Source organism: Allobosea sp. RCC_152_1 (genome assembly GCF_041360765.1).
Taxonomy (GTDB): Bacteria; Pseudomonadota; Alphaproteobacteria; order Rhizobiales; family Beijerinckiaceae; genus Allobosea; species Allobosea spartocytisi.
The window spans coordinates 158,806-184,093 of the sequence record NZ_JBFUPU010000008.1 but is presented as its reverse complement, the minus strand read 5'-3'; the positions used below and the strand labels follow the sequence as shown (position 1 = coordinate 184,093).

Below are 25,288 nucleotides of genomic sequence, written 5' to 3'. Positions count from 1 at the left end.
GCTGCCCGAAGTCTGCCCCCGCCAACCCGGATAACCGCCACCTTGATCGCCCCCGAAGAGCTGCGCGCCATCGCCTCCTGGTCTCGTGATCTGTCGGAAGCGGAATTCGAGGAGGCGCGGCGCGGCATCAGTTTCAGGAGCTACGGCAAGAATGCCTCGATCTGCCATGTCGGCGACCGGCTGGAATCCTGGACCGGCGTGGCCGAGGGTCTGGTCAAGATGGCGACCACCTCCAAATCCGGCAAGACCGCGACGCTCGCGGGCCTGCGCGCCGGCGCCTGGTTCGGCGAGGGCACGGTGATCAAGGCCGAGCCGCGACGCTATGAGCTGGTGGCGCTGCGCGATTCCAGGATCGCCCTGATGCGCCGCTCGACCTTCCTCTGGCTGTTCGAGCATTCGGCCGCGTTCAACCGTTTCCTCGTTCACCAGTTCAACGAGCGCCTCGCCCAGTTCATCTCGCTGGCCGAGACCGAACGCACGCTCGATTCCACCGGGCGGCTGGCTCGCAACCTCGCCTGGCTGTTCAACCCGATCCTCTATCCCGACCTCGACCGCACGCTCACAGTCTCACAGGAGGAGCTCGGCATGCTCGCCGGCATCTCGCGGCAGATGGCCAATCAGGGGCTGGCGAAGCTGGCCGCGCTCGGCCTGATCGAGCTCGGCCATGGCAGCGTCACCATCATCGATCTCGAGCGGCTGGCGCGCTACGAGGCGTAGCCGGATCATCGGCCAGCGCCGCGCCTGCCAAGCTGGCGGCACAAAATCTCGCTTCGCGCGTTGCTCTTCCCGAGGCGCCCTCCGGCGCGACGGGATTGAGACAATGTTCTGGTTCTTCGAAGCCTTCGCAAAACGCATCAACGAGCAGGCCGCGGAATACGCCGCGGCGCAGACACAGGTTCTGAAACGCGGCTTCGGCCTGTGGCCGGATTTGACCGCCCAGCCCGTCAGAATCGAAAGCTCTTCGGCAAGGGACAGGCGGCTTCACCGCCTCGCAATGGCGAAAAGCGCCTCCCGCCCTCGCTGAACGCCAGCAGAACACACCGTTCAGGCGGGGTTCCAACCCGGGCTGTTCAAATCCTCTCAGTCGATGCAAAAGAAGGACATATTCGATGCGCAAGCTTCTGATTGCCGCCAGCCTGGCCCTGGCTGCCTTCGCCGCGGCCCCTGCCGGCGCCGCCGCACCGCAGAGCCTCCCGCAGGCTGAACAGCTCGACAAGCTGCCGGCCGAGTTCACCCGCCACAACCGCGAGCACCGCCACTGGGAAATCCAGCGGAACATGGAGCGGCGGCACTTCCGCCATGGCCGTGGCTATGACCGCGGCTACGGCTATCGCCGCCATGGCGGCCCGCCGCCCTGGGCGCCCGCGCATGGCTATCGCCGCCACCACGGCTATCGCTACTGAGCATCCAGCCTGAGAGGCCCGTCCCCTGACCGGGGGGCGGGCCTTTTTCTTGCGCGGGGCATGGCGAAGACGGTTTCGGCGGCGTGCCGATCAGGCCGGCGCATTGAAGACGGCTTCGATGGCGTAGCCGTCCGGATCCACCACAAAGGCCGCGTAATAATGTGGCCCGTAATGCGGGCGCAGGCCAGGCGCGCCATTGTCGCGCCCGCCGAGCCGAAGCGCGGCCTCGTGAAAGCGAGCGACGGCCGCGCGATCGGGCGCCGCGAAAGCGAGATGGAACCCCGGCCCCGGCGGCCTTTGCCCGTCCGGACGCAGCTTCAGGGCCAGCCTGTCGCCGCCGCCGGGAGCGCCGTAGCCGACCGCCTGCCCTGTCTCGCCCGGGCGCAGATCCTGCCAGACCCTGACATAGCCGAGCGGCGCCAGCACAGCATCGTAGAAGGCGCAGGCACGCTCGATATCGGCAACGCCGAAAGACAGATGATGAAGCATGAGTCGGTCCGCCACCGTCGCAGGCACGGTTCCGCCCGCCGATTCAATCTGCCGAATTCGTGAGGAAAATCAGGGCCGAAGCAGAGAATCTACGAAACACATCTGCGTGAAAAGCAAACTTCGGCGGGACAATAGTCACCAAAAGGCGAATTGTCTGTCAAGCGGGTCCTTGCAAGGATGATGGCCGCCTGCAAGTCTGGCATGAGAACGAGGCCGGAAACCGGCCCGCGGAAGTCGCCACGACGCATGGCGGCTCGACAGGGAGAACGCAATCGTGGCGAGCGGCACCGCTGTTGAGGCGGACACCTTTCCGAAATTGCTGTTGCGCAATGCCAGGGAGCGCGCCGCGCGCGTCGCCTTCCGGCACAAGGACCTCGGCATCTGGCAGTCCTGGAACTGGGCCGAGGTGGCGGAGCATGTCCGCAGCTTCGCCAAGGGCTTGCAGGATCTCGGCCTGAAGCGCGGCGAGAAGGTCGCCATCATCGGCTACAACCGGCCCAGGCTCTATTGGTCGATGTGCGCGGCGCAATGGCTCGGCGCCGTCCCCGTGCCTGTTTATGCCGACAGCGTCGCCGAGGAGATGGCCTATGTCCTCGACCATGCCGAGGCGGTCTTCGCCGTGGTGCAGGACCAGGAGCAGGTCGACAAGATCCTCTCGATCGCCGAACGCCTGCCCCATCTCCGGCACATGCTCTATGACGAGCCGCGCGGCTTGCGCGACTACGACCACAGCAAGCTCCACGCCATCGAGGCGGTGATGCAGGCGGGCGCCAAGGCGCTGAAGGACCCGCAGCAAGCCGCCGCCCTGCAAAGCGAGATGGAAGCCGGCAAGGGCTCCGATCTCGGCATCATCCTCTACACCTCCGGCACGACCGGACGGCCCAAGGGCGTGATGCTCTCGCATTACAACATCCTGATCGCGGCCGAGATCGGCTGCAGCTTCGACGGGCTGAACGAGAGCGACGAGGTCATCGCCTATTTGCCGATCGCCTGGGTCGGCGACCACGTCTTCTCCTATGCGCAGGCGATGCTGGCCGGCTTCTGCGTCAACTGCCCGGAAAGCCCCGAGACCGTCATCGACGACCGCCGCGAGGTCGGCACGACCTACGCTTTTGCGCCGCCGCGCGTCTTCGAGACCATGCTGACCATCACCATGGTGCGCATGGAGGATGCCGGCGCCCTCAAGCGGAGGATGTTCCACTACTTCCTCGGCGTCGCGAAACGCTATGGCGAGCAGATCCTCAATGGCGAGAGCGTGCCGCTGAAGGGCCGGCTGCTCTACAGGCTCGGCGACATCCTGGTCTACGGCCCCCTGCGCAACCGCTTCGGCCTGACCAACATCAAGGTCGGCTACACCGCCGGCGAGGCGATCGGCCCCGAGCTCTTCCGCTTCTACCGCTCGATCGGCGTCAATCTGAAGCAGCTCTACGGCCAGACCGAGGCCGGGGTCTACATCACCATGCAGCCCAATGGCGAGATCAAGGCCGACACCGTCGGCAAGCCCGCGCCGATGGTCGAGATCCGCATCGACGACAATGGCGAGGTGCTCTACCGCTCGCCCTCGATCTTCGGCGGCTACTACAAGGACCCGGACAAGACCGCCGAGACGATGACCGCGGACGGCTATGTCCGCTCGGGCGATGCCGGCTTCTTCGACGAGGGCGGCCATCTCAAGATCATCGACCGCGCCAAGGATGTCGGCAAGCTCAACAACGGCGATCTCTTCCCGCCGAAATACATCGAGAACAAGCTGAAGTTCTATCCGAACATCAAGGAGGTCGTCGCCTTCGGCCAGGGCCGCGACTACGCCACGGTCGCGCTCAACATCGATCTCACCGCCGTCGGCAACTGGGCCGAGCGCCACAACGTCGTCTACGCTTCCTATCAGGAGCTTGCAGGCCACGATCTCGTCTACGACATGATCGCCAAGCATGTCGACGAGGTGAACCGCTCGCTCGCTTCCGAGCCGATGATGGGCGGTGCGCAGATCAAGCGCTTCCTCATCCTGCACAAGGAACTCGACGCCGACGACGGCGAACTGACCCGCACCCAGAAGGTCCGGCGCGGCTTCATCGCCGAGCGCTACGCCCCGCTGGTGACGGCGCTCTATGACGGATCGGAAGCGGCGGACATCTCGACCGAAGTGACCTTCGAGGACGGGCGCAAGGGCGTGATCTCGGCCCGCGTCAAGGTCCGCGACGCCAAGACCTACCCCGTGACAGCCGAGGGAGCGCCGGCGACGGCGAAGGCGGCATGAACGCGGAACCGATGAACGTGACCGGCACCCCCCTCCGCGACAAGGGCGAAGTCCTGCTCTCGGTCGAGAACATCTCGCTGCGCTTCGGCGGCGTGAAGGCGATCACCGATGTCTCCTTCGACATCCGCAAGGGCGAGATTCGCGCCATCATCGGCCCCAACGGCGCCGGCAAGACCTCGATGCTGAACTGCATCAACGGCTTCTATCAGCCGCAGGAAGGCCGCGTCGTCTTCAAGGGCGAGCGCCGCGCCAAGATGCGCCCGCACCGCGCCGCCGCCGGCGGCATCGCCCGCACCTTCCAGAACGTCGCGCTGTTCAAGGGCATGTCGACGCTCGACAACATCATGACCGGCCGCACGCTCAAGATGAAGCGGGGCTTCTTCTGGCAGGCGCTGCGTCACGGCCCGGCGCTGCGCGAGGAGATCGAGCATCGCCGCGTCGTCGAGGACATCATCGACTTCCTCCAGATCGAGCACATCCGCAAATTGCCGGTCGGCAAATTGCCCTACGGCCTGCAGAAGCGTGTTGAACTGGGCCGCGCGCTCGCCATGGAGCCCGAGTTGCTGCTGCTCGACGAGCCGATGGCCGGCATGAACCTCGAGGAGAAGGAGGACATGTGCCGCTTCATCCTCGACGTGAACAACCAGTTCGGCACGACCATTGCGTTGATCGAGCACGATATGGGCGTGGTCATGGACCTCTCCGACCGCGTCGTGGTGCTCGAATACGGCCGCAAGATCGCCGACGGCACGCCCGACGAGGTGAAGCGCGACCAGAAGGTCATCGACGCGTATCTCGGCGTGGCGCATTGAGGAGCGTGGAGACATGAGCGACATCGCCACCCGCCCCGCTCCGAACCTGCTCGCCAGCCCGCTGGTCAAGTTCGGCCTGCTCCTGGCCGCCATCGTGGTGGCACTCGCCGCCGGCATTTGGCTCGATTCCTCCAACACGCTCTACGCGATCTTCGTCGACCCATTCCGGCAGATGGCTCAGGCGCCCGACCTGCTGGTGCAGACGATCTGGGAAGGGCTCGTCTCCGGCGTGCTCTATGCCCTGATCGCGCTCGGCTTCGTGCTGATCTTCAAGGCTTCGGGGGTGTTCAACTTCGCCCAGGGCATCATGGTGGTGTTCGCGGCGCTGACGCTGGTCGGCCTCTACGAGAAGGGCGTGCCGGCCTTCCTCGCCGTCATCATCACGCTCGGCGTGATGTTCGCGCTGGCCGTAGCCATCGAGCGCGTGGTGCTCAGGCCCCTGGTCAACCAGCCCGACATCATCCTGTTCATGGCGACCTTCGGCATCACCTATTTCCTGATCGGCTTCGGCGAGGCGCTTTTCGGCGGCAATCCCAAGCAGATGATCGCCGACCAGCTCTATCTGCCCAAGGGCGCGATCGACCTGCAAATCCTCGGCGGGCTGGTCTCGCTGCAGAAGATCGACATCGCGGCCGCCGTCATCGCCTCGCTGATGATCGCCGCGCTCGCCGCCTTCTTCCAGTACACCCGCATCGGCCGGGCGCTCAGGGCCGTCGCCGACAGCCACAAGGCTGCCCTCTCGGTCGGCATCTCGCTCAACCAGATCTGGGTGATCGTCTGGTTCACCGCCGGCATCGTCGCGCTGATCACCGGCATCATGTGGGGTGCGCGCTCGGACGTGTCCTTCGCGCTCGAGATCGTGGCGCTGAAGGCGCTGCCGGTGCTGATCCTCGGCGGCTTCACCTCGATCCCCGGCGCCATCGTCGGCGGCCTCATCATCGGCATCGGCGAGAAGCTCGGCGAGTTCTACTGGGGCCCGCTGGTCGGCGGCGGCATCGAGAGCTGGCTCGCCTATTTCATCGCCCTGGGTTTCCTGCTGTTCCGGCCGCAGGGCCTGTTCGGCGACAAGATCATCGAACGCATCTGAGGAGCCGGAACCATGCTCTACCGTGAGGCCGGCCAGTACAAATCCACCTACGCCGCCGATATGGGCGTCTTCCCGCTCCGGGAGGACCGGATCGGCATCGCCGTCATTCTGGCGATCGCCCTCGTCGTCATTCCCTTCTTCGGCAGCGACTTCTTCATCGCCTCGGTGATGATCCCCTTCCTCGTCTTCTCGCTGGCGGCGATCGGGCTCAACATCCTCACCGGCTATACCGGGCTGATCTCGCTTGGCACTGCCGCCTTCATGGGGGTCGGCGCCTATAGCTGCTACAAGCTGACGACGCTGTTCCCGGGCGTGAACATCATCGTCCTGATCCTGCTCTCGGGGCTGTTCTCGGCCGGCATCGGCGTGCTCTTCGGCCTGCCCTCGCTGCGCATCAAGGGCTTCTACCTCGCGGTCGCGACGCTCGCCGCGCAGTTCTTCCTGCAATGGGCCTTCGTGCGCGTGCCCTGGCTGTTCAACTACAACGCCTCGGGCGCGATCGAGGTGCCGCAGCGCACCCTCTTCGATATCCCGCTCACGGGCGCATCCGCCACCCCGGAGACGCGCTATTTCGTCTGCCTCGGCCTGGTCGTGGTGCTGACCTGGTTCGCCTCGAACCTGGTCCATGGCAAGCTCGGCCGCTCCTGGATGGCGGTGCGCGACATGGACATCGCCGCGGAGCTCATGGGCATCAAGCTGCTCAACGCCAAGCTGATGGCCTTCGCCGTCTCCTCTTATTTCGCCGGGGTTGCCGGCGCGATGATGATCTTCCTCTGGTACGGCGGCGGCGAGGCGGCGGACGTGTTTTCGATCCGGCTGTCCTTCAGCATCCTGTTCATGGTCATCATCGGCGGATTGGGCTCGCTGATCGGCTCCTTCTTCGGGGCGGCCTTCCTCTCGGTGCTGCCTACGGCGCTGAAATTCGGCCTGCCGGCGCTGGGCGTCCCGATCGGCGGCGCCGCGGCCGAGCACGTCACCTTCATGCTGGTCGGCGCGCTGATCATCTTCTTCCTGATCGTCGAGCCGCACGGCCTCGCAAGGCTCTGGCAGATCGGCAAGCAGAAATTGCGGACATGGCCCTTCCCGTACTGAGGCGGGAGAGAGTCCAACAAACGACCGGCACGCCAGAAGCGCCGGCGAAAAGCAAGACGGGACCGGCTGGAACCGGCCCCGGAGGAAACGAACGGAGGAAGTCCATGAAGACGAGCAAGTTGATGAAAGCTGCCGGACTCGGGGCCCTTTTGGCCGCCACCGCCATCGTCGCGCCGGGTTATGCGCAGGACAGCGTCTATTTCGCCAACAACGCCTATCGCACCGGCCCGTTCTCGGGCTCAGGCATCCCGATCGGCGACGGCATGCGCGACTACATCACGATGATCAACGAGCGCGACGGCGGCGTGAACGGCGTCAAGGTCATCTACGAGGAATGCGAGACCGGCTACGACACCAAGAAGTCGATCGAGTGCTACGAGCAGGCCAAGGCGAAGAACACCATCGTCTACTCGCCCTGGTCGACCGGCGCGACGCTCGCCGCGATCCCGCGCGCCCATGTTGACAAGATTCCGATCCTGTCGATGGCCTATGGCCTCTCCGCTTCGGCCGACGGCACGAACTTCCCCTGGGTCTTCATCCCGCCCTTCACCTATTGGGACGGCGCCTCCGTCATGGTGAAGCACATGGCGGCCGAGCTCGGCGGCCTCGACAAGCTCAAGGGCAAAAAGCTCGGCCTGATCCATCTCGACGCACCCTTCGGCAAGGAGCCGATCCCGGTTCTGGAGAACCTCGCCAAGAAATACGGCTTCGAGCTGAAGCTCTATCCGGTGGCGGCGGCCGACATGCAGAATCAGGGCTCGCTCTGGCTGTCGATCCGCCGCGACCGGCCCGACTTCCTCTACAACCAGGGCTGGGGCGCGATGAACCCGACCGCGGTCAAGGAAGCCGCCAAGAACAACTTCCCGATGAACAAGTTCGTCGGCGTCTGGTGGGCCGGCGGCGATGACGATGCCCGTGCCGGCGGCGAGCAGGCCAAGGGCTACTCTTCGTTGAGCTGGACGCTCGCCGGCACCGAAGCGCCCGCGATGCAGGACATCCTCAAATTCGTGGTCGACAAGGGCAAGAGCACGACGCCGAAGGAGAAGGTCGGCGAAGCCCTCTACAACCGCGGCGTCTACAACGCGATGCTCGTCGTCGAGGGCATCCGCAACGCGCAGAAGCTCACCGGCAAGAAGGTGATCGACGCGCAGGACATGCGTCGGGGCCTGGAATCGCTCAACCTGACCGAGGCGCGCCTGAAGGAGATCGGGCTCGGCGGCTTCGTCACGCCGACGACGATCTCCTGCACCGACCATTCCGGCCACAGCAAGATGTTCGTCTCCGAGTGGGACGGCACCAAATGGACCAAGAAGGCCGATTGGGTCGAGCCGATGAAGGACGAGGTCCGTCCGCTCATCGAATCCAACGCCAAGGACTATGTCGAGAAGGCCGGCAACTGGCCCAAGCGCTCGGAGTCCTGCGAGAAGTCGTCCTGACGACAAAAGGGGGCGGTTCGCGCCGCCCCCGCCTTCCTTCTCCCCTCAGGGGAGAAGGTGTCTGCGAAGCAGACGGATGAGGGCAGAGTTGCTCCGTTCTCATCCGTCATGTCCCTCATCCGACCCGGCTCCGCCGGGCCACCTTCTCCCCTGAGGGGAGAAGGAAGGAGCGTGAGATGTCGACCGCCACCCTCGAAAAACCGGCCGCAGCGACCGCGCGCGACACCATCCTGTCGCTCAACAATATCGAGGTCATCTACGACCATGTCGTGCTGGTGCTGAAGGGCGTCTCGCTCACCGTGCCGCGCCAGGGCATCGTCGCGATCCTCGGCGCCAACGGCGCCGGCAAGACCACGACGCTGAAGGCGATCTCCAACCTGCTCAAGGCGGAGCGCGGCGAGGTCACCAAGGGCTCGATCGTCTTCGACGGCGAGCGCGTCGACAAGCTCTCGCCGAACGAGCTCGTCCGGCGCGGCTGCATCCAGGTCATGGAAGGCCGCCACTGCTTCGGCCATCTCTCGATCGAGGAGAACCTGCTGACCGGCGCCTTCACCCGCCGCGACGGCAATGCCGCAATCAAACGCGACCTCGAGAAGATCTACACGCTGTTCCCGCGGCTGAAGCAGCGGCGGACCTCGCAGGCCGGCTACACCTCCGGCGGCGAACAGCAGATGTGCGCCATCGGCCGGGCGATGATGTCGAACCCCAAGATGATCCTGCTCGACGAGCCCTCGATGGGTCTCGCCCCGCAGATCGTCGAGGAGATCTTCGAGATCGTGCGCCAGCTCAACGCCGATGAAGGGGTATCCTTCCTCGTTGCCGAGCAGAACACCAATATGGCGCTGCGCTATGCCACCTATGGCTATATCATGGAGACTGGCCGCGTCGTCATGGATGGCGACGCGAAGATGCTGCGCGAGAACGAGGACGTGAAGGAATTCTATCTTGGCGTGGCGGAAGGCGACAAGAAGTCCTTCCGCGAGGTGAAGAGCTACAAGCGCCGCAAGCGCTGGCTCTCCTGAGACGGGACGGGTTCGACGGTCGATCACCATGCTTTATGCCGTGGCAGCCCTGCTGGTTCTCCTGCTGATCTTCGGGCCGCAGGCCTGGGTCCGCAGCCAGATGAGCCGTCATGCCGTCGCCCGGCCGGACCTGCCGGGAACCGGCGGCGAGCTGGCGCGGCATCTGCTCGACCGCTTCCAGCTCGGCGCCGTCGCGGTGGAGACCACCGAGGGCGGCGATCACTACGATCCGGAGGCGCGCGTCGTGCGCCTCTCGCGCGACAACCATGACGGCCGTTCGATCACGGCCGTCGCTGTCGCCGCCCATGAGGTCGGCCACGCCATCCAGCACGCGGAAGGCAGCACGCTGCTCGCGGCGCGCAGCTTGCTCGCCCGCACGATGGGGATCGTCGACAAGGTTGCCATGACGATCCTGATCACCGCCCCGCTGGTCGCGGCGGTGACGCATCTGCCGGCCTTGGGTCTGATGCAGTTCGGCCTTGCCGTGGCGCTGCTCGGCATCGGGCTCGTCGTGCATCTGGTGACGCTGCCGCTCGAATTCGACGCCAGCTTCGGCAAGGCGCTGCCGATCCTCGCCGGGGACGGCTATCTCGACCGGCGCGACTTGCCTGCCGCCCGCGGCGTGCTGCGGGCTGCGGCGCTCACCTATGTCGCCGGCGCGCTGATCGGCCTGCTCAATTTCCTGCGCCTGCTGCGCGTCATCCGCTGACGCCGCCGCCCCGAACGAGATCACGACCTGGGACCCGACAGATGAACGCGCATCACGACGATCTGGAGACCCGTCCCCCCGAGATTCGCGAGGCCGATCTCTTCGCGCGCCTGCCGGGGCTGCTTGCGGCTGCGATGCGCGCCCCGGCCTATGCCGAGCGTCTCGGCGGCATCGACCCCGCCGGGATCACCGACCGCAAGGCGCTGGCCCGCCTGCCGGTCCTGCGCAAGGCCGATCTTCCGGCCCTGCAGAAGGCCGCCCTGCCCTTTGGCGGCCTCGTCCCCTCCGCTCCCGGCTCCTTCGGGCGGCTCTTCACCTCGCCCGGCCCGATCTTCGAGCCGGAAGGCACGGCGAGCGACGCCTGGGGTGCCGCGCGCGGGCTCGTCGCCGCCGACTTCCGGCCGGGCGACATCGTGTTGAACACGCTGAGCTATCATCTGACGCCGGGCGGCTTCATCATGGACTCGGCCGCGCGTGCCGCCGGCTGCGCCGTCATCCCGGCAGGTCCCGGCAATACCGAGCAGCAGATGGAGGTGATCGCGGCCTACCGCCCGAGCGCCTATGCCGGCACGCCCGACTTCCTCAAGATCCTGATCGAGGCCGCCGATGCCCGCGGCATCGACATCGCCTCGATCAAGCGCGCCGTCGTCTCCGGCGCGGCCTTCCCGCCCTCGCTCCAGGCCTGGGTCAGGGAGCGCGGCATCGACGCCTACCAGCTCTATGCCACCGCCGATATCGGCGTCATCGCCTATGAGACCTCCGCCCGCGAAGGCATGGTCCTGAACGAGAATTTGATCGTCGAGATCGTCCGCCCCGGCACCGGCGACCCGGTCCCGGAAGGCGAGGTCGGCGAGGTCGTCGTCACTAATCTCGACCCGCATCACCCGCAGATCCGGCTGGCCGTCGGCGATCTCACCGCCGTCCTGCCCGGCATCAGCACTTGCGGACGCACCAACACCCGCATCAGAGGGTGGATGGGCCGCGCCGACCAGACGGCGAAGATCAAGGGCATGTTCGTGCGCCCCGAGCAGGTCGCCGAGATCGCCAGGCGCCATGCCGAGATCGCCAAGCTCCGTCTCGTCGTCGGCCGCGCCGACGAGGTCGACACCATGACCTTGAAGGCCGAGATCTATGCCGAGCCGGCCGGGTTGGTCGACGCGATGTCCTCGACCTTGCAGCAAGTGACCAAGCTCAAGGGCGCAGTCGAGATCCTGCCGCTCGGCGCCCTGCCGAACGACGGCAAGGTCATCGCGGACGAGCGACCGGTGGGGTAGCGGCCGCCTCCGAAGCCTGCGCGCTCCCTTCTCCCGCAAGGGGAGAAGGAAGGCGCCCCTCACCAGTCGATCGCCTTTTCCCCCTGCTCCTCCAGCCACGCATTCGCCCGGCTGAACGGCTTCGACCCAAAAAATCCCCGCCTTGCCGACAACGGCGACGGATGGGCGCTCGCGATGACCAGATGCCGGCTCTCGTCGATCAGCGGCCGCTTCGTCTGCGCCGGCGCGCCCCAGAGCAGGAAGACGACATGCGGCCGCATCCGCGCGATGGCGGCGATGATCTCGTCGGTGACCTTGCCCCAGCCCAATTGAAGATGCGAACCCGCCTTGCTCGCGCCCTCGCGCACGGTCAGCGCCGTGTTGAGCAGCAGCACGCCCTGCTGCGCCCAGCGCGTCAGGTCACCATCGCCCGGCGCCGGTAGCCCGAGATCCTCCGCGCGCTCCTTGTAGATATTGACGAGCGAGCGCGGCAGCGGCGGCGGCCCGACATAGGAGAAGGCGAGCCCGTTGGCATGGCCGGGCGTCGGATAAGGGTCCTGTCCGAGGATGGCCGCCCGGACCGCGTCCAGCGGCGTCAGCGACAACGCCGCGAACACCCGTTCCGGCGCCGGCGCCACGACATGGCCCGCAGCCCGCTCGGCATCCACGGCGGCGCAGGCGCGTGCAGCCTCCGCACCGGGAGCAAAGACCGGCAGGTCGCGCCAGCCCCGGGAATTCCCGCTCGCCAGGAAAGCCGCGAGCGCCTTGCTGCAGCTCACTTCAGAACCGCCCGCCCCTCGACCTTGGCGTCGATCGTCCCGAGCCGGCGCAGATAGACCATCACCTCATTGGCCATCAGCTTGCCGTCGGTCAGGCCGATCAGCGTCTTGCCGCGGCCGAGCGCGGTATAGCCGTCGCCGCCCTCGAGCATGAAGTTGTTGGAGGCGACGGTGTATTTGCCGGCCGGGTCGATCGGCGTGCCGTCGGTCAGGGTGAGCGCAGTGACGCGCGAGCCGACCGGCTGCTTGATATCCGCCTCGAACTTCAGCCCCGCCACGACCGGAAACTTGCCCGAGCCCTGCGGCGCCGGCGAAAGCCCGTTCTCGATGGCGTCCTTCACGTCCTTGCCGGTGATCTCGACCATGACGGTGGCATTGCCGAAGGGCAGTTCGCTCAGCACGTCGCGCCGCGTCAGCGTCGTGCCGGCCGCATATTGCTTGTTGGCGCGGATGCCGCCGGCATTGGTGATGGCGAACTGCGCGCCGGTGGCGGCCCGGATCGCGTCGGCGATCAGGTTGCCGATCGCCGCCTCCTGCGTGCGGATGACGCCCGTGCGCGAGTCGAGCGGCACGTTGAGCTTGGCGACATCGACGTCGAGCTCCTTCGAGAGTTCCCCTTCGTAGCCCTTGACGATGGCCGCGACCTCCGGGTCCGGCGTCGCCGAGCGGGAATCGTTGACCCGGAAGGTCGGGCTCCACGTCACCTGCCGCGCCGCGCCCTCGCCCTTGATGCTGACCGCGATGTCGATGGCCGTGACGTAATTGCCCTCCTCGTTCGACTCCACCATCACCACCTTGCCGTCATAGGCGATGGCGAGGTCGTGGTCGTGGCCGGTGAGCAGGACGTCGACGACGCGCGAGCGCACGATCTCGTTGTCCATCGCCCGGTCGGCATGAACGACGGCGACGAGGATATCGGCGCCCTGCCCCTTCAGCGCCTTGGCCTCGCGCTTGAGCGCCTCCATGGTCGAGGAGAATTTCAGGTCGCCGGGATTGGAGATCTGCGGCGTCGGGTCATAGGCCGTGCCGATGACGCCGACCTTGATGCCGCCGAGCTCGAAGATCTGGCTGTCCTTGTGGCCGGGCAGCGGGTTGCCGGCCGCATCGCGCAGATTGGCGGCGAAGGTCGGATAGGTCTGCGCGGCGACGAGCTTGAGATAGTTCTCCTTGCCGAAATCGAACTCGTGATTGCCCGGCACGAAGACGTCGAGCCCCATCTTGTTCTGCATCGCGACGATATGCGCGCCCTGGTCGAAGCCTGACATCAGCGAGGGCGAGTAGCAGTCGCCGGCATGGCAGAACAGCACCGGCACGCCCTTGGCGCGCTCCGCCTTGGCGATGCCGGCGGCCCGCGCGAAGCCGCCGCGGCCCTTGTCGTCGCTCATCTTGTAGATGTCGTTGACCAGCAGCAGCGTGAAGCTCGGCGCCGGCTGCTGCGCCATCGCGACCGGGGCCGTCGCGGCAAGGGCCGCAGGGGCGGCGAGAACGCCGAGGGCTTTGCGACGTGTCAGCTTTGTCATGGCGGGCGCCCCTCTTGAGAAGGCATCCAGACTAGCAAGAGACGCGCCGCGCTGACCAGATGCCTTTCGGCCCCGGACCTGCCTGTCGGCGATGTCGCACCCGGCCCGTCCCCTCTCTTCAAGGCTGGACGAAAGCGCGAACTCGTCTAAATCACGAGCGCAAGGAGAGCCTGCGCTCATGACTGCTGACATCGCCACGGCCCCGGCCCGCGAAGCCGTTCCGCTCCCGCCGGATCACCCGCAAGCCCGATACGGCCGCATCGGCGTGCTGCTGATGAATCTCGGCACACCGGAAGGCACGGGCTACTGGCCGATGCGCGCCTATCTCAAGGAGTTCCTCTCCGACCGCCGCGTCATCGAGGAACCCCGCTGGAAATGGTGGCCGATCCTCAACCTGATCATCCTGTCGACGCGGCCGGGCCGCAAAGGCAAGGACTACGCCTCGATCTGGAACAACGAGCGCAATGAGGGTCCGCTCAAGACCATCACGCGCTCGCAGACCGAGCAGCTCGCCGAGCGCCTCAAGCCGCTGGCCGGCGAGCGCGTCGTCTTCGACTGGGCGATGCGCTACGGCCTGCCCGATGTGAAGAGCCGTTTGAAGGCCCTGCTCGACCAGGGCTGCGACCGCATCCTGCTGGTGCCGCTTTATCCGCAATATGCCGCGCCGACCTCGGCCACCGCCTGCGACCAGGCCTTCCGCGCGCTGATGCAGATGCGCTGGCAGCCTTCGGTGCGCGTCTCGCCGCCCTATCACGACGACCCCGCCTATATCGGCGCGCTCGCCCGCTCGATGCGGGCATCGCTGGCTAGGCTCGATTTCGAGCCGGAGGTCATCCTCTGCTCCTTCCACGGCATGCCGAAGGACTACCTGCTCAAGGGCGACCCCTATTACTGCCAATGCGTGAAGACCTGGCGGCTGCTGCGCGCCGAGCTCGGCCTCTCCGAGGAGCGTTTCCCGCTGACCTTCCAGTCGCGCTTCGGGCCGGATGAATGGTTGCAGCCCTATACCGACGAGACGGTGAAGGCGCTGGCGCTGGCCGGGAAGAAGTCGATGGCGATCGTGGCGCCGGGCTTCTCGGCCGACTGCCTGGAGACGCTTGAGGAGCTCGACGGCGAGAACCGCGAGATCTTCCTGCACAATGGCGGCGAAAAATTCGCCTATCTGCCCTGCCTCAACGATTCCGCCGAGGGTATCGACGTCATCGCCGCAGTCGTGCAGCGCGAATTGATGGGCTGGCTCTGAGGCAAGCTAGAGCATTTTCGAGCGAAGTGGGCACCGGTTCGCGTGAAGAAAATGCGGTAAAACAAAGAGATAGAGCATTTCTCCGATTCGGAGAAGCGCGGAAATGCTCTAGCGCCCTTCGCCACTGACGAAGCGCGTGACGCTCTCGATCACCGGCTTCGCCTGCAGGATGCGGCGGTGGCCGAAGCCGCTCGTCTCCTCCAGGTCGACGAAGGGGCCGGCCGCCGCCAGCGCCTCGGCATGACGGAAATCGAGCTCGCGATCCTGCCGGTCATGGACGACCAGGGTCGGCACGCCGATCGCGGCGAGCTGCGCCGGCCCCTCGAAAGCCTCGACCGGATTGCCGGCGACGACATGGATGCGCCGTTCGAGCGCCGCCTGGCCGCGCCGGCCGAGCCCGATGCCGGCGCCGAAGCGCCGCGTGATCTGCTTGATCGAGGAGGGCGCGGCGATCATCGCGAGACGCCCGGCACTCACCGGCGGCTGGCTGGGAACCGCGCCCGCCAGCGCCGCGAGCGCGATCGCCCCGCCGAAGGAATGCGTCACGATCGCATGCAGCGGCCCGAAGGCGCGCGCCACCGCCGCCAGACTGGCCACCCCGAGCGGCAGGTTCAGCACCCGCCCCGTCGAGGCGCCATGCGCCGGCAGGTCGAAGGCGACGACGCGGAAACCGGCTTCGCGCAGCGGCGCGGCAAAGGCGGCCATGAAAGCCGCTTCGCTGTTCCAGCCATGCACCAGCAGCACGGTGCCGCGCTGGCTGGCCCCGACCGGCGCGAAGACATAGGCCGTGACGCTCCCGCAGGGGAACGGAACCGCCATCGCCTCCGCTTCCGCCAGGCGGCCCGCGGCGCTCCGCGCACCGGCGGACGCGTTTTCGTTTCGCGCCGGGCGGCGCGGCGGGGTACAGAACAGACGGAAGGCGAGTCTGCCGGTTGCCGCGGGCGCCACGAAGCTGGCGACCCGGGTCAGAGGACGCAGGAGACGGAGAGCGGTGTCGGCCATGGCATGGAGCCCAATCTGTTCAACGCTGAACTATTATGTTCAGCCATGAACAAAAAGCAAGCCTCTTCCCAGACCTCTTCGACGGCGGGTTCCGGGCCGGAGCCGGCGCGCCAGCTCCTGCCCTGGGATCTGCCGCGTTTCCGCAACTGGATTTCGGTCGCCCGCGTCCACACGCTCTGGGAAAAGGCCTTCGGCGAGGCGCTGGCGCCGCTCGACATCCAGGTCGCCCACTATGACGTGCTCGCCAACATCTTCCACGTGCCCGGCCTGACGCAGCAGGCCTTGGCCGGGAAGCTGCTGGTCGGGCGCAGCGCCATGAGCATGCTGCTGCCGGTGCTGGAGCGGCGCGGGCTGATCGAGCGGCGCGGCGACGAGGCGGACCGGCGCGTGCGCAGGCTCTGGCTCACGCCGGAGGGCGAGGCTCTGACCCGCAAGGCGATGGCGATCCATGTCGCGGAGATCGAGGCGATGATGACGGTGCTGAGCGAGGACGAATGCAACGCCATCGGCGAGATGATGCGCCGCGTCGCCAAGGCGCTGGAAAGCTGACGCAAAAGGGCCGCCCGAACGGGCGGCCCTTCGCGATGGACAATGAGAGCCCGGCTTACTGCTGTGCGAAGATGCCGAGGCTGCTGGCCGTGATGTCGAAGGAGAGCGTGCCGACCACGGCGGCGCCGCACCATTTCGAGCGGCCGCTGCCCGAGTAGATACCGCTCGGATCGGCGGTCAGCGCGAAGCACTCGGTCTTCGACAGCGTCGTATCGTGGTAGCGCAGATCCGCCGTGACGTTCTTCCAGGTGTAGGAGACGCCGGCGTTCCAGTAGGTGTAGTCGGGCAGGTTGGTCGGCGGATTGGTCGACCAGATCGCCAGATTGGTCCGGCCGAGCCAGTAATGGCCGAGCTCGCCCGAGACCGACAGCCCTTCGAGGAAGGGCAGGGCGTATTTCGCCGTGACCGAGGCATAGGTGCCGTCGGCGCCGGTGCCGAGCCAATCCCAGGCGTAGAAGACGTTCGCGCCGAGTGTGAGGCTCTCGGCGAAGGTGTAGGACACCTTGCCATAAACCTCGGTGTAATCGGTGTTCTTCGGCGTCCAGTAGGTGCCGGCGAAGTCGATCAGCTGCTTTTCGCGCGGATAGTAGTACTGCATCACGCCGAAATCGAAGGCGAGATCGCCGAACTTCGGACGGATGCCGCCGTAGAAGTCGACTTCCGCGCTCGGCTTGGTCGCCAGATCGACGCTGGAGCCGTAGATGCCGGCATAGAACAGATTGTTGTAGACCTGCAGCTCGGCGCCGGCGCCGAAGCCCGGCCTACGGTCGGTCTGCGAGATACCGCGGAAATTATAGTCGGTCTGGCCCTTCACATTGACCGCGATGTCGAACCAGGTGATCGCCGGCACGACCGGAGCGGGCGGCGCCCCTTTCTTGCTGGGCAGGTCCGAAGCGAGCGCACCGGCCGCCAAGACGGTCGAAATGCCAAACCCCAACACCGAAGACCGAAAAAGATCCAGAACCATCGCCCAGCACCCCTCACCGCGCCTTGGTCGCGCTTTCGCCACAATCAAGCAGGGCACGGGGGATTTTCGGCAAGACGAGCTTTTCGGCAGCCTGCCCGCCAAATAAGCAAAAGCCCCCGAAACGGGGGCCTTCGCGCCTGCAAAACAGGCTCAGATCATTTGATCGGGAACTGTTGCAGTTCCGTCACATACCCAAAACGCCGGAAACGACGCCGATCAGCGCGTGACCGGCTGGCTGGCATAGGCGGCCGGCGACTGGTCCAGGCTGCTGGTGCGCAGGTTCGTCGCCCGTCGCGGCGGCAGCGGGGCGCGGATATTGGTCGGATTTGCCGGCACGGTGACCTCGACCGGCACCTCGACGGCAGCGGTGCTCTGCCCGCTCGTGCTGGAGGAGCCGCCGAATGTCGGCATGAAGCTCAGCGCGCGCTGCAGGAAGGGCTTGCTCTCCTCGGCCGGCGCAGCCACCGGCACCGAGGTGGTGCTGGCCAGCACCGGCGCCTGCTCGGCCTTGCCGGGCTGGATCCGCGCGAGCTGGGTCGTCGCCGGGGCGGTGAACGGCTTGGTCTCGGCCTTTGCCGGTTCGGGCTTGCTGGGCTCGGGCTTGGCAACCTCGGCCGGTGCGGCGGCGGCAACCGCAGCCATCACCGCGCCGTCATCCGCCGAAGCGGCGCGCGCCGTGCCTTTCGCCCTGCCCTTGTCGTCGAGCACGACCACGCTCGGCCCCGAGGCCAGCGCATCCTCGCGGCTGATGCCGACATCCCGCGACGCCCAGGACGCCCTGCGGTTGAGCGCATCGGCCCCGCCGGCCATCAGCGCCTGCTTGAACGAGTTGTGCTGATCGCCGTCGTCATAGACGAGCCGGATCGCCGGCGTGCCCTTGGCAACGAGGGCAGCGACCTCGACCGCGTCCTGGCGTTCCTTCGCGGCGACCTCGGCCGGCTCCGAGCCGCCGTTGAAGACATAGCGGCCGCCGGCGACGGACACGGCCGGCTCGTCCTTCACGACCTCGAAATAGTCCGAGCCTTCCTTCAGGTTCTTCCAGAAGGCGATGTTCGGATCGAGCCGGTGCTGGGCGAGGTTCTTCGCCGTCATGCGGAAGGGGAAGGCCTGCATCTGCACGGCCTTCTGGCCGGCGTTCTGCGCCTCGCGCACCAGCGCGTAGATCTCGCCGATCTGGTCGTCCGTCATCGAGTAGCAGCCGGCCGAGGAGCAGGCGCCATGCACCATCAGATGCGCGCCGGTGCGGCCATGGGCCCGGTCATAGGCGTTGGGATAGCCCATGTTGAACGAGACGTAATAGGACGAGTTCGGGTTCATCTGCTGCGGCGCGATGGCGTAGAAGCCCTCCGGCGCCATGCGGTCGCCCTCGCGCACCTTCGGGCCGAGCTGGCCCGACCAGCGGCACATGGGAAAAGTCTTGAGCAGGGCGTAGCGGCCGTCGGCCTTGCGCTTCCAGACCTCGAGCTCCGACTCCTTCTTGTAGGAGCGGATCAGGATCGGTTGGTCCTTGCTCATGCCCTTCTCGGACATCAGCGCATAGGTCGCCGACGGAATCGGGATGTTGTGGCGACCGGCGCCGCGATAACGCTCTTCCTCGCAAGCCGCCAGGGTCAATGCAACAAAAGCCACGAGCGCGAGTTGCTTCAGTGCCACGTCGTCAATCCCATCGAACGGCAGGCCGGGGCGCGACCTGTGACTTCGCAAGACGGCTAAATTGTGCCGTCGTCCTGTTTTAGAAGCGTTAGCCTTGAGGGTTCCTTACCATAGGCTCCCTGAGTCTGGCCACATGGTCAATGCCCGGTAAAGACACCGCCGTTTCGCAGGCGCGAAATCAACGCTTTCAGAGATGGCGCCCGATCCCGAGGAATTTTTCCGCCCGCTTGTCGACGATCGCGGCCGCGTCGAGGCCGGCGAAATCGGCGAGCACCGCCGCGATGGCGTCCCCCGCCCGCGTCATCGCCGCCTGCTTGTCGCGATGGGCGCCGCCGGTCGGCTCTGAGACGATTCCGTCGATGACGCCGAACCTGAGCAGGTCCTGCGCCGTGATCTTCATGCCGGTGGCGGCGTCCTGGGCGCGCGCCGTGTCGCGCCAGAGGATCGAGGCCGCGCCTTCCGGCGAGATCACCGAATAGATCGCATGCTCGAGCATCAGCACGCGGCTCGCCGCCGCGATCGCGATCGCCCCGCCCGAACCGCCCTCGCCGATCACCAGCGCGACGCTGGCGGTGGGCAGGCCGAGCCAGGCCTCCGTCGAGCGGGCGATGGCCTCGGCCTGGCCGCGCTCCTCGGCATCGATGCCCGGATAGGCGCCGGCGGTGTCGACGAAGCTCAGCACCGGCAGGCCGAAGCGGCCGGCCATCTCGACCAGCCGCACCGCCTTACGATAGCCCTCGGGCTTCGGCATGCCGAAATTGTGCCGGATGCGGGTCTCGGTCGAATCGCCCTTCTCCTGGCCGATGACGCAGACCGCCTCGCCGCGGAAGCGGCCGAAGCCGCCGACGATCGCCTCGTCTTCCCCAAAGGCGCGATCGCCCGCGAGCGGCGTGAACTCCTCGATCAGCGCGGCGCAGTAATCCTTGAAATGCGGCCGCTGCGGATGGCGCGCCACCAGCGTCTTCTGCCAGGGCGTCAGCGCCGCATAGATTTCCTTGAGCGCCTGGTTCGCCTTGGCGTCGAGCTTGCCGATCTCTTCCGACAACGAGATGCCGTCGCCACGCGCCTCGAGAGCCCGCAACTCGTCCGACTTCGCCTCGAGCTCGGCGACCGGTTTCTCGAAATCCAGATAGCTACGCATCGTGATCCAGTTCAGCTTCCGCGCCGGGTTCGGCACGGATCGGCGGTTTCGCGTGAAACCGGGGCTCGAAAGGCGGCGGACCATGTCCGCGACCCGGCGAAATTGTCAACCCGCATGGGGTTTTCGAGGTGACGGGAATTCCAGTCCCGCGCTGCCGGAAGGCTTCGCGGCGCGCGGCGTCGGCGCGGGCTGCGGCAGCAGGATGGGCCTGAGCGCGAAGCTGCGCCGCGTCGCGCGCAGCGGCGCGCGCCGGTAGAACTGCTTGGTCGCGTCGATGACATGGACCCCGGCGAAGGGCAGCGACAGCCCGAGCCCGATCTGCTCCCAGGCATAGGCCGAACGCATCAGGATCCGCCGCTGCAGCGGCGGGACATAGAGCACCTCGGCCCAGTGCTCGGGCGAGAATTCGGCGGCGCGCATCAGCGCCGAGAGCTGGCGGCGGCTGAACGGACGGCCCTGTCCGAAGGGCGTGCCATCCATGCGCGCCCAGAGGCCGCGCCGGTTGGGCACCACCAGGATCATCCGCCCGCCGGGATTGAGCACGCGCGAAACCTCTTCCAGCAGGTCGTCGGGGCTTTCGGTCTCCTCCAGCGCATGGACGAGCACGACCCGGTCGATCGAGGCGGTCGGCAGCGGCAGCAGAGTCGGCTCGACCAGCGCCGAGGCGGAAAGCCCCGGCGAGGGCCAGTTCACCACGCCTTGCGCCGCCGGCATGAAGGCGATGGTGCGTTCGGCCTCGATGCCGAGCACGGAGAGATAGGGCGTGGAGAAACCCAGCCCCAGCAGCCGCTGGCGGTCGCAATCCGGCCAGAAGCGCAGCATGGCCCGGCCGATGAAGCGTCGCGCCACATGCCCGAGCGGGCTGGCGTAGAAGGCGCGCAGGTCGACGACGTCGAGAGGCATGGCGCCTGAGATGGAACGCCGCGCGCGCGAACGCAAGGGCGGCTTCCGCAGCAACTGCACGACGACACTGCGCGCCCGGTGGCTTGATCGGCAGGCGGCCATGGCCCATGCAGGGCGTCCGTTCGCACTCGCAGGAGTCCGCCATGCCGCTCGACCTCCATGTCTTCCGCACGCTCAGCGACAATGCGGGCGCCCTGCTCCACGACCCCGCGACCGGCGCCTGCGCGGCGGTGGACGTGCCCGATGCCGGCGAGATGCTTGCCGCCGCCAGGGCCAAGGGCTGGACGATCAGCGACATCTTCATCACCCATGCCCATCACGACCACACGCAAGGCGTCGCCGAGGTGAAGCAGGCGACGGGCGCGACCGTCGTCGGCCCGGCCGATGCCCGCACATCCGCCCCGCTCGACCGCGTGATCGGTGAGGGCGACAGCGTGGCGCTGGCGGGCGAGCGCTTCGAGATCTGGCACACGCCCGGCCATTCCGACGGCCATCTCAGCTATATCGGCCTGGGCAGCAAGATCGCGCTGGTCGGCGACGTCGTCTTCGTCATGGGCTGCGGCCGGGTCCAGCCCGGCCAGATGGACCGGATGTGGACCTCGCTCTCGCGCATCATGGCGCTGCCCGGCGACATCCGGCTCGTCACCGGCCATGACTACACGCTCGCCAATGCCCGCTTCGCCCGCTCGGTCGATCCGACGAATGCGGCGCTCGCCGCGCGTTTCGCCGAGGCCGAGACGGCCAAGGCGGAAGGCCGCTTCTGGGCGCTGACCACCATCGCCGAGGAACAGGCGACGAACCCCTTCTTCCGCGCTGGCGAGCCCGCGCTGGCGGCCACCGTCCATCTCGCCGGTAAGCCGGCTTCCCAGGTCTTCGCGGCGCTCCGCGAAGCCAAGAACAAGTTCTGACCATGCCGCATCGCCTCGAAGGGCTGACGGCGGCGGAGGTGATCCGCCTGCTCGACCTCAAGCCCCATCCCGAAGGCGGGCATTACCGCGAGACCTTCCGCGACGCGGAAGGCCCGGAAGGACGCGGCCATTCGACCGCGATCTACTATCTGCTCGACACCGGCGAAACCTCGGAATGGCACCGCGTCGATGCCGCCGAGATCTGGCACCATTATGCCGGCGCGCCGCTGGTCATCACCGTCTCGCCCAATGGCCACGACGCCTCGGCCCATCATCTCGGCACCGATCTCGCCGCCGGCCAGCGCCCGCAATTCGTGGTGCCGGCCGGCTGGTGGCAGAGCGCGACCTCGCTCGGCGCCTGGACGCTGGTGGGCTGCACGGTCGCGCCGGGCTTCGCGTTTTCGGGATTCGAGATGGCGCCGCCGGGCTGGCGGCCGACGCCCCGCAAGCCGGCTGGAGGAGCATGATGCTGACGACGAACGAGGACAGCCAGCTCGCGCTGGAATGCGAGCGGCGGATCATCAATGCCTGGCCGGCCTTGTCGACGCTCGTCCTCGGCGACTGGGTGCTGCGCTTCGCCAATGGCTATTCCGGCCGCGCCAACTCGGCGACGCCGCTCGCCTATGGCGCCGAGCTCGACGATGCCATGCTCGACATGCTCGAGGAGCTCTACCGCGCCGACGGTCTGCCGCCCACGATCCGGCTGACCCCGCTCGTCGCCGAGGCGACCCGCGCGGCCGTGCTGGCACGCGGCTACTGGGTCAAGGACGCCTCTTTCGGCATGATCGCGCCGCTCGCCGGGCTCCCGGTCTCCGAAGAGGCGGAGCTCCAGATCGAGGCCCGGCCCGAGCTGGAATGGATCGCCGGCGTCGCCGCGCGCCAGAGCGGCGTGAAGACCCATGCGGGCAATCTGGCGGCCATCGTCGAGAAGGTCCGCCTGCCCGCCGCCTTCGCCTCATGGCTGGTCGAAGGCGAGCCTGTCGCCTTCGGCATGGCGGTGGCGGAGCGCGGCATGGCCGAGATCGGGCTAATCTGCGTCGATCCCGCCCATCGCGGCAAGGGGCTGGGCCGCCGGATCGTCGCCGGGTTGATGGGCTGGGCCGGCGCCATGGATTGCCACAGCGCCTATCTGCAGGTCGAGCAGAGCAACGCCATCGCAATCAGCCTCTATCGCAGCCTCGGCTACCGCCAGCTCTATGCCTACGAGACGCGAATCCTGGACTAGCGTCCGTCATTCTCGGGCTTGACCCGAGAATGACGGCGCAATGCCTCAACCGATCAGCAGCGCCGTGCCGTAGAGGCCGATGGCGAAGACCGTATGCCCGACGATGTTGAGCAGGCGGATCTGGTTGGCGTTCGGGCGCTTCGAGGCGGCGATGCCCATGCCCATGCCCGGCTGCAGGATGAACCAGCCGCAGCCCACCGTCGCGAGCCCGACGATCAGCGCCGGCAGAAAGGTCGGGTTGCGCGCCCAGCCCATGCCCCAGACCACCAGCACGATGCCGGCGAAGAGGATGCCGACGAGGTAGTGGAAGAGCCAGCCCAGCGCGACCTCGTTGGCGACCGGCTCGGCCTTGGCGATATCCTCATGCACGACGCGCCCGCGCAGCAGATGCGCGAACCACCGCCCCGGCGGCCCCCAGTTCGGCTTCGGCATGCCGAAGAGCCGCAGGAACTGCGCCCAGAGATCGAACAGGATGGTCGCGCCGATGCCGATGACGACCGCGCGATAGATCAGATCCGCCAAATCTCGTCCCCCCAAAACTCTCGCGCCCAAAAACCGGCGATCTTCGCTGCCCTCCTCGTTGGAGCGGCGATCGCCGCCGCGGTCAACCGGCCGGAGGCGCCCCCGACGCAGCCGCGGCCTGCGGAAGACGCATCCGGCCCGCACCGGAACCTCGCGCCGGGCGCGGTGTTGCCTCCGGAGAGATCGCAAGAGGAGTGCATATGGCTGGGGCAACGGCAGAGAAGACGCGCAGTGCCGGCGCGACGGGTCCGCACGGGGCGGCGGAGCTGCCTTCCGTCATCGTCACCAGCTACAATCTCGAAATCCGCGACGAGGACGGCTTCGTCGGCGACAAGGCGAGCCGCAGCGCCTTCGTCGAGCATCTCGATGCGCTGCGGCAGCATCTGAAGAAGAACGGCGACGACCCGCTCAAGGGCAAGACCGCCGAGATCAGCAAGAAGGAACTCGATGCGCTGCTGAAGGAGGGCGACGCCACCGAAGCCGCCCTCGTCCTCGGCGCGGTCGAGGGTTTCGCCCAGTCGCTCGCCTTCGTCATCCGCCGCTTCACCCGGCTGAAGAACTGGGCCGAGGTCGAGCGCATCGTCGTGGGCGGCGGCTTTCGCGAGAGCCGCATCGGCGAGCTCGCCATCGCGCGCGCCGCCATCATCCTGCGCACGGAGGGCCGCGACATCGACCTCGTCCCGATCCGTCACCACCCGGACGAGGCCGGGCTCGTCGGCAGCGCGCATCTCGCGCCGAAATGGATCTTCGAGGCTTTCGACAGCCTCGTCGCCGTCGATATCGGCGGCTCCAACATCCGCGCCGGCATCGTCGAGCTCCGGCAGAAGAAGGCGCCCGATCTGGGCAAGGCCCGCGTCTGGAAATCCGAGCTCTGGCGCCATGCCGACGAAGAGACGAGCCGCGACGAGGCGATCAAACGTCTGGGCCGGATGCTCAAGGAACAGATCGAGCAGGCCGAGAAGGAAGGCTTGCGGGTCGCGCCCTTCATCGGCATCGGCTGCCCCGGCCTGATCGAGCCCGACGGGAGCATCGACCGCGGCGCCCAGAACCTGCCGGGCAACTGGGAGAGCAGCCGCTTCAACCTCGTCGCCAGCGTGCGCGAGCTGGTGCCCCGGATCGGCGAGCACGACACCGAGATCGTCATGCACAACGACGCCGTCATCCAGGGGCTGAGCGAGATGCCGGCGATGCAGGACGTGGAGAATTGGGCCGTGCTCACCATCGGCACAGGGCTGGGCAATGCGAGCTATCGCAACCGCGACAAGGTGAAGAAGAAGGGCTGACGATCCGGTTCGGCAAGACGGGCCCTCGTCCTG

Annotated in this window: 26 protein-coding genes; 17 read left to right on the top strand and 9 right to left on the bottom strand. The window is 67.1% G+C overall.

The genetic code is table 11. The features are described from left to right. The first annotated feature begins 42 nt into the window (after nt 1-42). The 3 genes from AB6806_RS23270 to AB6806_RS23260 all read left to right on the top strand — a co-directional run bounded on the left by AB6806_RS23270 (nt 43) and on the right by AB6806_RS23260 (nt 1,403). Nucleotides 43-717 carry a Crp/Fnr family transcriptional regulator gene (locus AB6806_RS23270; RefSeq protein WP_112761723.1) on the top strand — a complete coding sequence of 225 codons (675 nt, stop codon included), beginning with the start codon at nt 43-45 and terminating at the stop codon, nt 715-717. 103 nt (nt 718-820) lie between these two features. Further along, complete coding sequence (locus tag AB6806_RS23265) at nt 821-1,024, top strand: hypothetical protein (protein WP_112761722.1); 204 nt, start codon at nt 821-823, stop codon at nt 1,022-1,024. An 85-nt stretch (nt 1,025-1,109) separates the two neighbouring features. Next, nucleotides 1,110-1,403, top strand: coding sequence for a hypothetical protein (locus tag AB6806_RS23260; protein WP_038362860.1), 294 nt, complete (start codon nt 1,110-1,112; stop codon nt 1,401-1,403). A gap of 90 nt (nt 1,404-1,493) precedes the next feature. Here AB6806_RS23260 and AB6806_RS23255 read toward each other — a convergent pair whose 3' ends face one another. After that, a complete protein-coding gene (locus tag AB6806_RS23255; RefSeq protein ID WP_142022844.1) occupies nt 1,494-1,892 on the bottom strand; it encodes a VOC family protein in 399 nt (132 codons plus the stop codon). 274 nt (nt 1,893-2,166) lie between these two features. Between AB6806_RS23255 and AB6806_RS23250 the strand changes: the two genes are divergently transcribed. The 8 genes from AB6806_RS23250 to AB6806_RS23215 all read left to right on the top strand — a co-directional run bounded on the left by AB6806_RS23250 (nt 2,167) and on the right by AB6806_RS23215 (nt 11,581). Next, nucleotides 2,167-4,149: an AMP-dependent synthetase/ligase gene (locus AB6806_RS23250; protein WP_370955638.1), complete on the top strand. Its 1,983-nt coding sequence runs from the start codon at nt 2,167-2,169 to the stop codon at nt 4,147-4,149. Then, nucleotides 4,146-4,961, top strand: coding sequence for an ABC transporter ATP-binding protein (locus tag AB6806_RS23245; RefSeq protein WP_112761720.1), 816 nt, complete (start codon nt 4,146-4,148; stop codon nt 4,959-4,961). The genes AB6806_RS23250 and AB6806_RS23245 overlap by 4 nt, the downstream gene beginning before the upstream one ends. Nucleotides 4,962-5,133: 172 nt before the next feature. After that, complete coding sequence (locus AB6806_RS23240; protein ID WP_051988150.1) at nt 5,134-6,048, top strand: branched-chain amino acid ABC transporter permease; 915 nt, start codon at nt 5,134-5,136, stop codon at nt 6,046-6,048. Nucleotides 6,049-6,060: 12 nt separating this feature from the next. Further along, nucleotides 6,061-7,140, top strand: a complete 1,080-nt coding sequence (locus tag AB6806_RS23235) for a branched-chain amino acid ABC transporter permease (RefSeq protein WP_370955637.1) — start codon at nt 6,061-6,063, stop codon at nt 7,138-7,140. 104 nt (nt 7,141-7,244) lie between these two features. Next, nucleotides 7,245-8,576, top strand: a complete 1,332-nt coding sequence (locus tag AB6806_RS23230; RefSeq protein WP_113253463.1) for an ABC transporter substrate-binding protein — start codon at nt 7,245-7,247, stop codon at nt 8,574-8,576. Between the two features lie 176 nt (nt 8,577-8,752). Then, nucleotides 8,753-9,598 carry an ABC transporter ATP-binding protein gene (locus tag AB6806_RS23225; RefSeq protein WP_038362855.1) on the top strand — a complete coding sequence of 282 codons (846 nt, stop codon included), beginning with the start codon at nt 8,753-8,755 and terminating at the stop codon, nt 9,596-9,598. Between the two features lie 28 nt (nt 9,599-9,626). After that, the gene (locus tag AB6806_RS23220; protein WP_370955636.1) at nt 9,627-10,307 is read left to right on the top strand and encodes a zinc metallopeptidase; all 681 of its coding nucleotides are present in this window, start codon (nt 9,627-9,629) and stop codon (nt 10,305-10,307) included. 41 nt (nt 10,308-10,348) lie between these two features. After that, nucleotides 10,349-11,581: a phenylacetate--CoA ligase family protein gene (locus tag AB6806_RS23215; protein WP_370955635.1), complete on the top strand. Its 1,233-nt coding sequence runs from the start codon at nt 10,349-10,351 to the stop codon at nt 11,579-11,581. A 59-nt stretch (nt 11,582-11,640) separates the two neighbouring features. On the opposite strand, the gene ung is transcribed toward AB6806_RS23215, so the two are convergent. After that, nucleotides 11,641-12,339, bottom strand: a complete 699-nt coding sequence (gene ung, locus AB6806_RS23210) for a uracil-DNA glycosylase (RefSeq protein ID WP_370955634.1) — start codon at nt 12,337-12,339, stop codon at nt 11,641-11,643. Then, nucleotides 12,336-13,859, bottom strand: coding sequence for a bifunctional metallophosphatase/5'-nucleotidase (locus tag AB6806_RS23205; protein WP_370955633.1), 1,524 nt, complete (start codon nt 13,857-13,859; stop codon nt 12,336-12,338). Before AB6806_RS23205 ends, ung begins: the two co-directional genes overlap by 4 nt. 178 nt (nt 13,860-14,037) lie before the next feature. Between AB6806_RS23205 and hemH the strand changes: the two genes are divergently transcribed. Further along, nucleotides 14,038-15,102 carry a ferrochelatase gene (gene hemH, locus AB6806_RS23200; RefSeq protein WP_370955632.1) on the top strand — a complete coding sequence of 355 codons (1,065 nt, stop codon included), beginning with the start codon at nt 14,038-14,040 and terminating at the stop codon, nt 15,100-15,102. 108 nt (nt 15,103-15,210) lie between these two features. Here the strand turns inward: hemH and AB6806_RS23195 are convergent, their stop codons facing one another. After that, the gene (locus tag AB6806_RS23195) at nt 15,211-15,921 is read right to left on the bottom strand and encodes an alpha/beta hydrolase (RefSeq protein ID WP_370955631.1); all 711 of its coding nucleotides are present in this window, start codon (nt 15,919-15,921) and stop codon (nt 15,211-15,213) included. Nucleotides 15,922-16,149: 228 nt separating this feature from the next. Between AB6806_RS23195 and AB6806_RS23190 the strand changes: the two genes are divergently transcribed. After that, nucleotides 16,150-16,653, top strand: coding sequence for a MarR family winged helix-turn-helix transcriptional regulator (locus tag AB6806_RS23190; protein ID WP_142022836.1), 504 nt, complete (start codon nt 16,150-16,152; stop codon nt 16,651-16,653). A gap of 55 nt (nt 16,654-16,708) precedes the next feature. Here AB6806_RS23190 and AB6806_RS23185 read toward each other — a convergent pair whose 3' ends face one another. The 4 genes from AB6806_RS23185 to AB6806_RS23170 form a co-directional block, all read right to left on the bottom strand. Next, a complete protein-coding gene (locus AB6806_RS23185; protein ID WP_162719936.1) occupies nt 16,709-17,593 on the bottom strand; it encodes a TorF family putative porin in 885 nt (294 codons plus the stop codon). A 243-nt stretch (nt 17,594-17,836) separates the two neighbouring features. Further along, nucleotides 17,837-19,273, bottom strand: coding sequence for a murein L,D-transpeptidase family protein (locus tag AB6806_RS23180; protein ID WP_185748015.1), 1,437 nt, complete (start codon nt 19,271-19,273; stop codon nt 17,837-17,839). A 187-nt stretch (nt 19,274-19,460) separates the two neighbouring features. Further along, nucleotides 19,461-20,414: an acetyl-CoA carboxylase carboxyltransferase subunit alpha gene (locus AB6806_RS23175; RefSeq protein WP_370955630.1), complete on the bottom strand. Its 954-nt coding sequence runs from the start codon at nt 20,412-20,414 to the stop codon at nt 19,461-19,463. A gap of 105 nt (nt 20,415-20,519) precedes the next feature. Next, entirely contained in the window at nt 20,520-21,317 is a 798-nt protein-coding gene (locus AB6806_RS23170; protein ID WP_112761760.1) for a class I SAM-dependent methyltransferase, read from the bottom strand. Between the two features lie 143 nt (nt 21,318-21,460). Here AB6806_RS23170 and gloB point away from each other — a divergent pair, with 143 nt between their 5' ends. Genes gloB through AB6806_RS23155 form a run of 3 tightly spaced genes read left to right on the top strand, consistent with a single transcriptional unit; the run spans nt 21,461 to nt 23,450 of the window. Next, a complete protein-coding gene (gene gloB / locus AB6806_RS23165; RefSeq protein WP_370955629.1) occupies nt 21,461-22,225 on the top strand; it encodes a hydroxyacylglutathione hydrolase in 765 nt (254 codons plus the stop codon). Between the two features lie 2 nt (nt 22,226-22,227). Continuing rightward, the gene (locus tag AB6806_RS23160; protein ID WP_038362849.1) at nt 22,228-22,692 is read left to right on the top strand and encodes a cupin domain-containing protein; all 465 of its coding nucleotides are present in this window, start codon (nt 22,228-22,230) and stop codon (nt 22,690-22,692) included. Next, a complete protein-coding gene (locus AB6806_RS23155; RefSeq protein ID WP_370955628.1) occupies nt 22,689-23,450 on the top strand; it encodes a GNAT family N-acetyltransferase in 762 nt (253 codons plus the stop codon). Before AB6806_RS23160 ends, AB6806_RS23155 begins: the two co-directional genes overlap by 4 nt. A 45-nt stretch (nt 23,451-23,495) precedes the next feature. Here AB6806_RS23155 and AB6806_RS23150 read toward each other — a convergent pair whose 3' ends face one another. Beyond that, nucleotides 23,496-23,972 (bottom strand): DUF2938 domain-containing protein, encoded by a 477-nt coding sequence (locus tag AB6806_RS23150; RefSeq protein ID WP_370955627.1) that lies wholly within the window; start codon nt 23,970-23,972, stop codon nt 23,496-23,498. Between the two features lie 200 nt (nt 23,973-24,172). Between AB6806_RS23150 and AB6806_RS23145 the strand changes: the two genes are divergently transcribed. After that, nucleotides 24,173-25,255, top strand: coding sequence for an ROK family protein (locus tag AB6806_RS23145; protein ID WP_142022833.1), 1,083 nt, complete (start codon nt 24,173-24,175; stop codon nt 25,253-25,255). Nucleotides 25,256-25,288: the final 33 nt, after the last annotated feature.

What these genes read in the sequence shown, in the direction of transcription:
- AB6806_RS23175 (WP_370955630.1), bottom strand. Translation starts at nt 20,414, where the DNA reads ATGCGTAGCTATCTGGATTTCGAGAAACCGGTCGCCGAGCTCGAGGCG.
- AB6806_RS23160 (WP_038362849.1), top strand. Translation starts at nt 22,228, where the DNA reads ATGCCGCATCGCCTCGAAGGGCTGACGGCGGCGGAGGTGATCCGCCTG.
- AB6806_RS23265 (WP_112761722.1), top strand. Translation starts at nt 821, where the DNA reads ATGTTCTGGTTCTTCGAAGCCTTCGCAAAACGCATCAACGAGCAGGCC.
- AB6806_RS23260 (WP_038362860.1), top strand. Translation starts at nt 1,110, where the DNA reads ATGCGCAAGCTTCTGATTGCCGCCAGCCTGGCCCTGGCTGCCTTCGCC.
- gloB (WP_370955629.1), top strand. Translation starts at nt 21,461, where the DNA reads ATGCCGCTCGACCTCCATGTCTTCCGCACGCTCAGCGACAATGCGGGC.
- AB6806_RS23205 (WP_370955633.1), bottom strand. Translation starts at nt 13,859, where the DNA reads ATGACAAAGCTGACACGTCGCAAAGCCCTCGGCGTTCTCGCCGCCCCT.
- hemH (WP_370955632.1), top strand. Translation starts at nt 14,038, where the DNA reads ATGACTGCTGACATCGCCACGGCCCCGGCCCGCGAAGCCGTTCCGCTC.
- AB6806_RS23225 (WP_038362855.1), top strand. Translation starts at nt 8,753, where the DNA reads ATGTCGACCGCCACCCTCGAAAAACCGGCCGCAGCGACCGCGCGCGAC.
- AB6806_RS23230 (WP_113253463.1), top strand. Translation starts at nt 7,245, where the DNA reads ATGAAGACGAGCAAGTTGATGAAAGCTGCCGGACTCGGGGCCCTTTTG.
- AB6806_RS23190 (WP_142022836.1), top strand. Translation starts at nt 16,150, where the DNA reads ATGAACAAAAAGCAAGCCTCTTCCCAGACCTCTTCGACGGCGGGTTCC.
- AB6806_RS23170 (WP_112761760.1), bottom strand. Translation starts at nt 21,317, where the DNA reads ATGCCTCTCGACGTCGTCGACCTGCGCGCCTTCTACGCCAGCCCGCTC.
- AB6806_RS23255 (WP_142022844.1), bottom strand. Translation starts at nt 1,892, where the DNA reads ATGCTTCATCATCTGTCTTTCGGCGTTGCCGATATCGAGCGTGCCTGC.
- AB6806_RS23220 (WP_370955636.1), top strand. Translation starts at nt 9,627, where the DNA reads ATGCTTTATGCCGTGGCAGCCCTGCTGGTTCTCCTGCTGATCTTCGGG.
- AB6806_RS23145 (WP_142022833.1), top strand. Translation starts at nt 24,173, where the DNA reads ATGGCTGGGGCAACGGCAGAGAAGACGCGCAGTGCCGGCGCGACGGGT.
- AB6806_RS23195 (WP_370955631.1), bottom strand. Translation starts at nt 15,921, where the DNA reads ATGGCGGTTCCGTTCCCCTGCGGGAGCGTCACGGCCTATGTCTTCGCG.
- AB6806_RS23245 (WP_112761720.1), top strand. Translation starts at nt 4,146, where the DNA reads ATGAACGCGGAACCGATGAACGTGACCGGCACCCCCCTCCGCGACAAG.
- AB6806_RS23155 (WP_370955628.1), top strand. Translation starts at nt 22,689, where the DNA reads ATGATGCTGACGACGAACGAGGACAGCCAGCTCGCGCTGGAATGCGAG.
- AB6806_RS23215 (WP_370955635.1), top strand. Translation starts at nt 10,349, where the DNA reads ATGAACGCGCATCACGACGATCTGGAGACCCGTCCCCCCGAGATTCGC.
- AB6806_RS23240 (WP_051988150.1), top strand. Translation starts at nt 5,134, where the DNA reads ATGGCTCAGGCGCCCGACCTGCTGGTGCAGACGATCTGGGAAGGGCTC.
- AB6806_RS23235 (WP_370955637.1), top strand. Translation starts at nt 6,061, where the DNA reads ATGCTCTACCGTGAGGCCGGCCAGTACAAATCCACCTACGCCGCCGAT.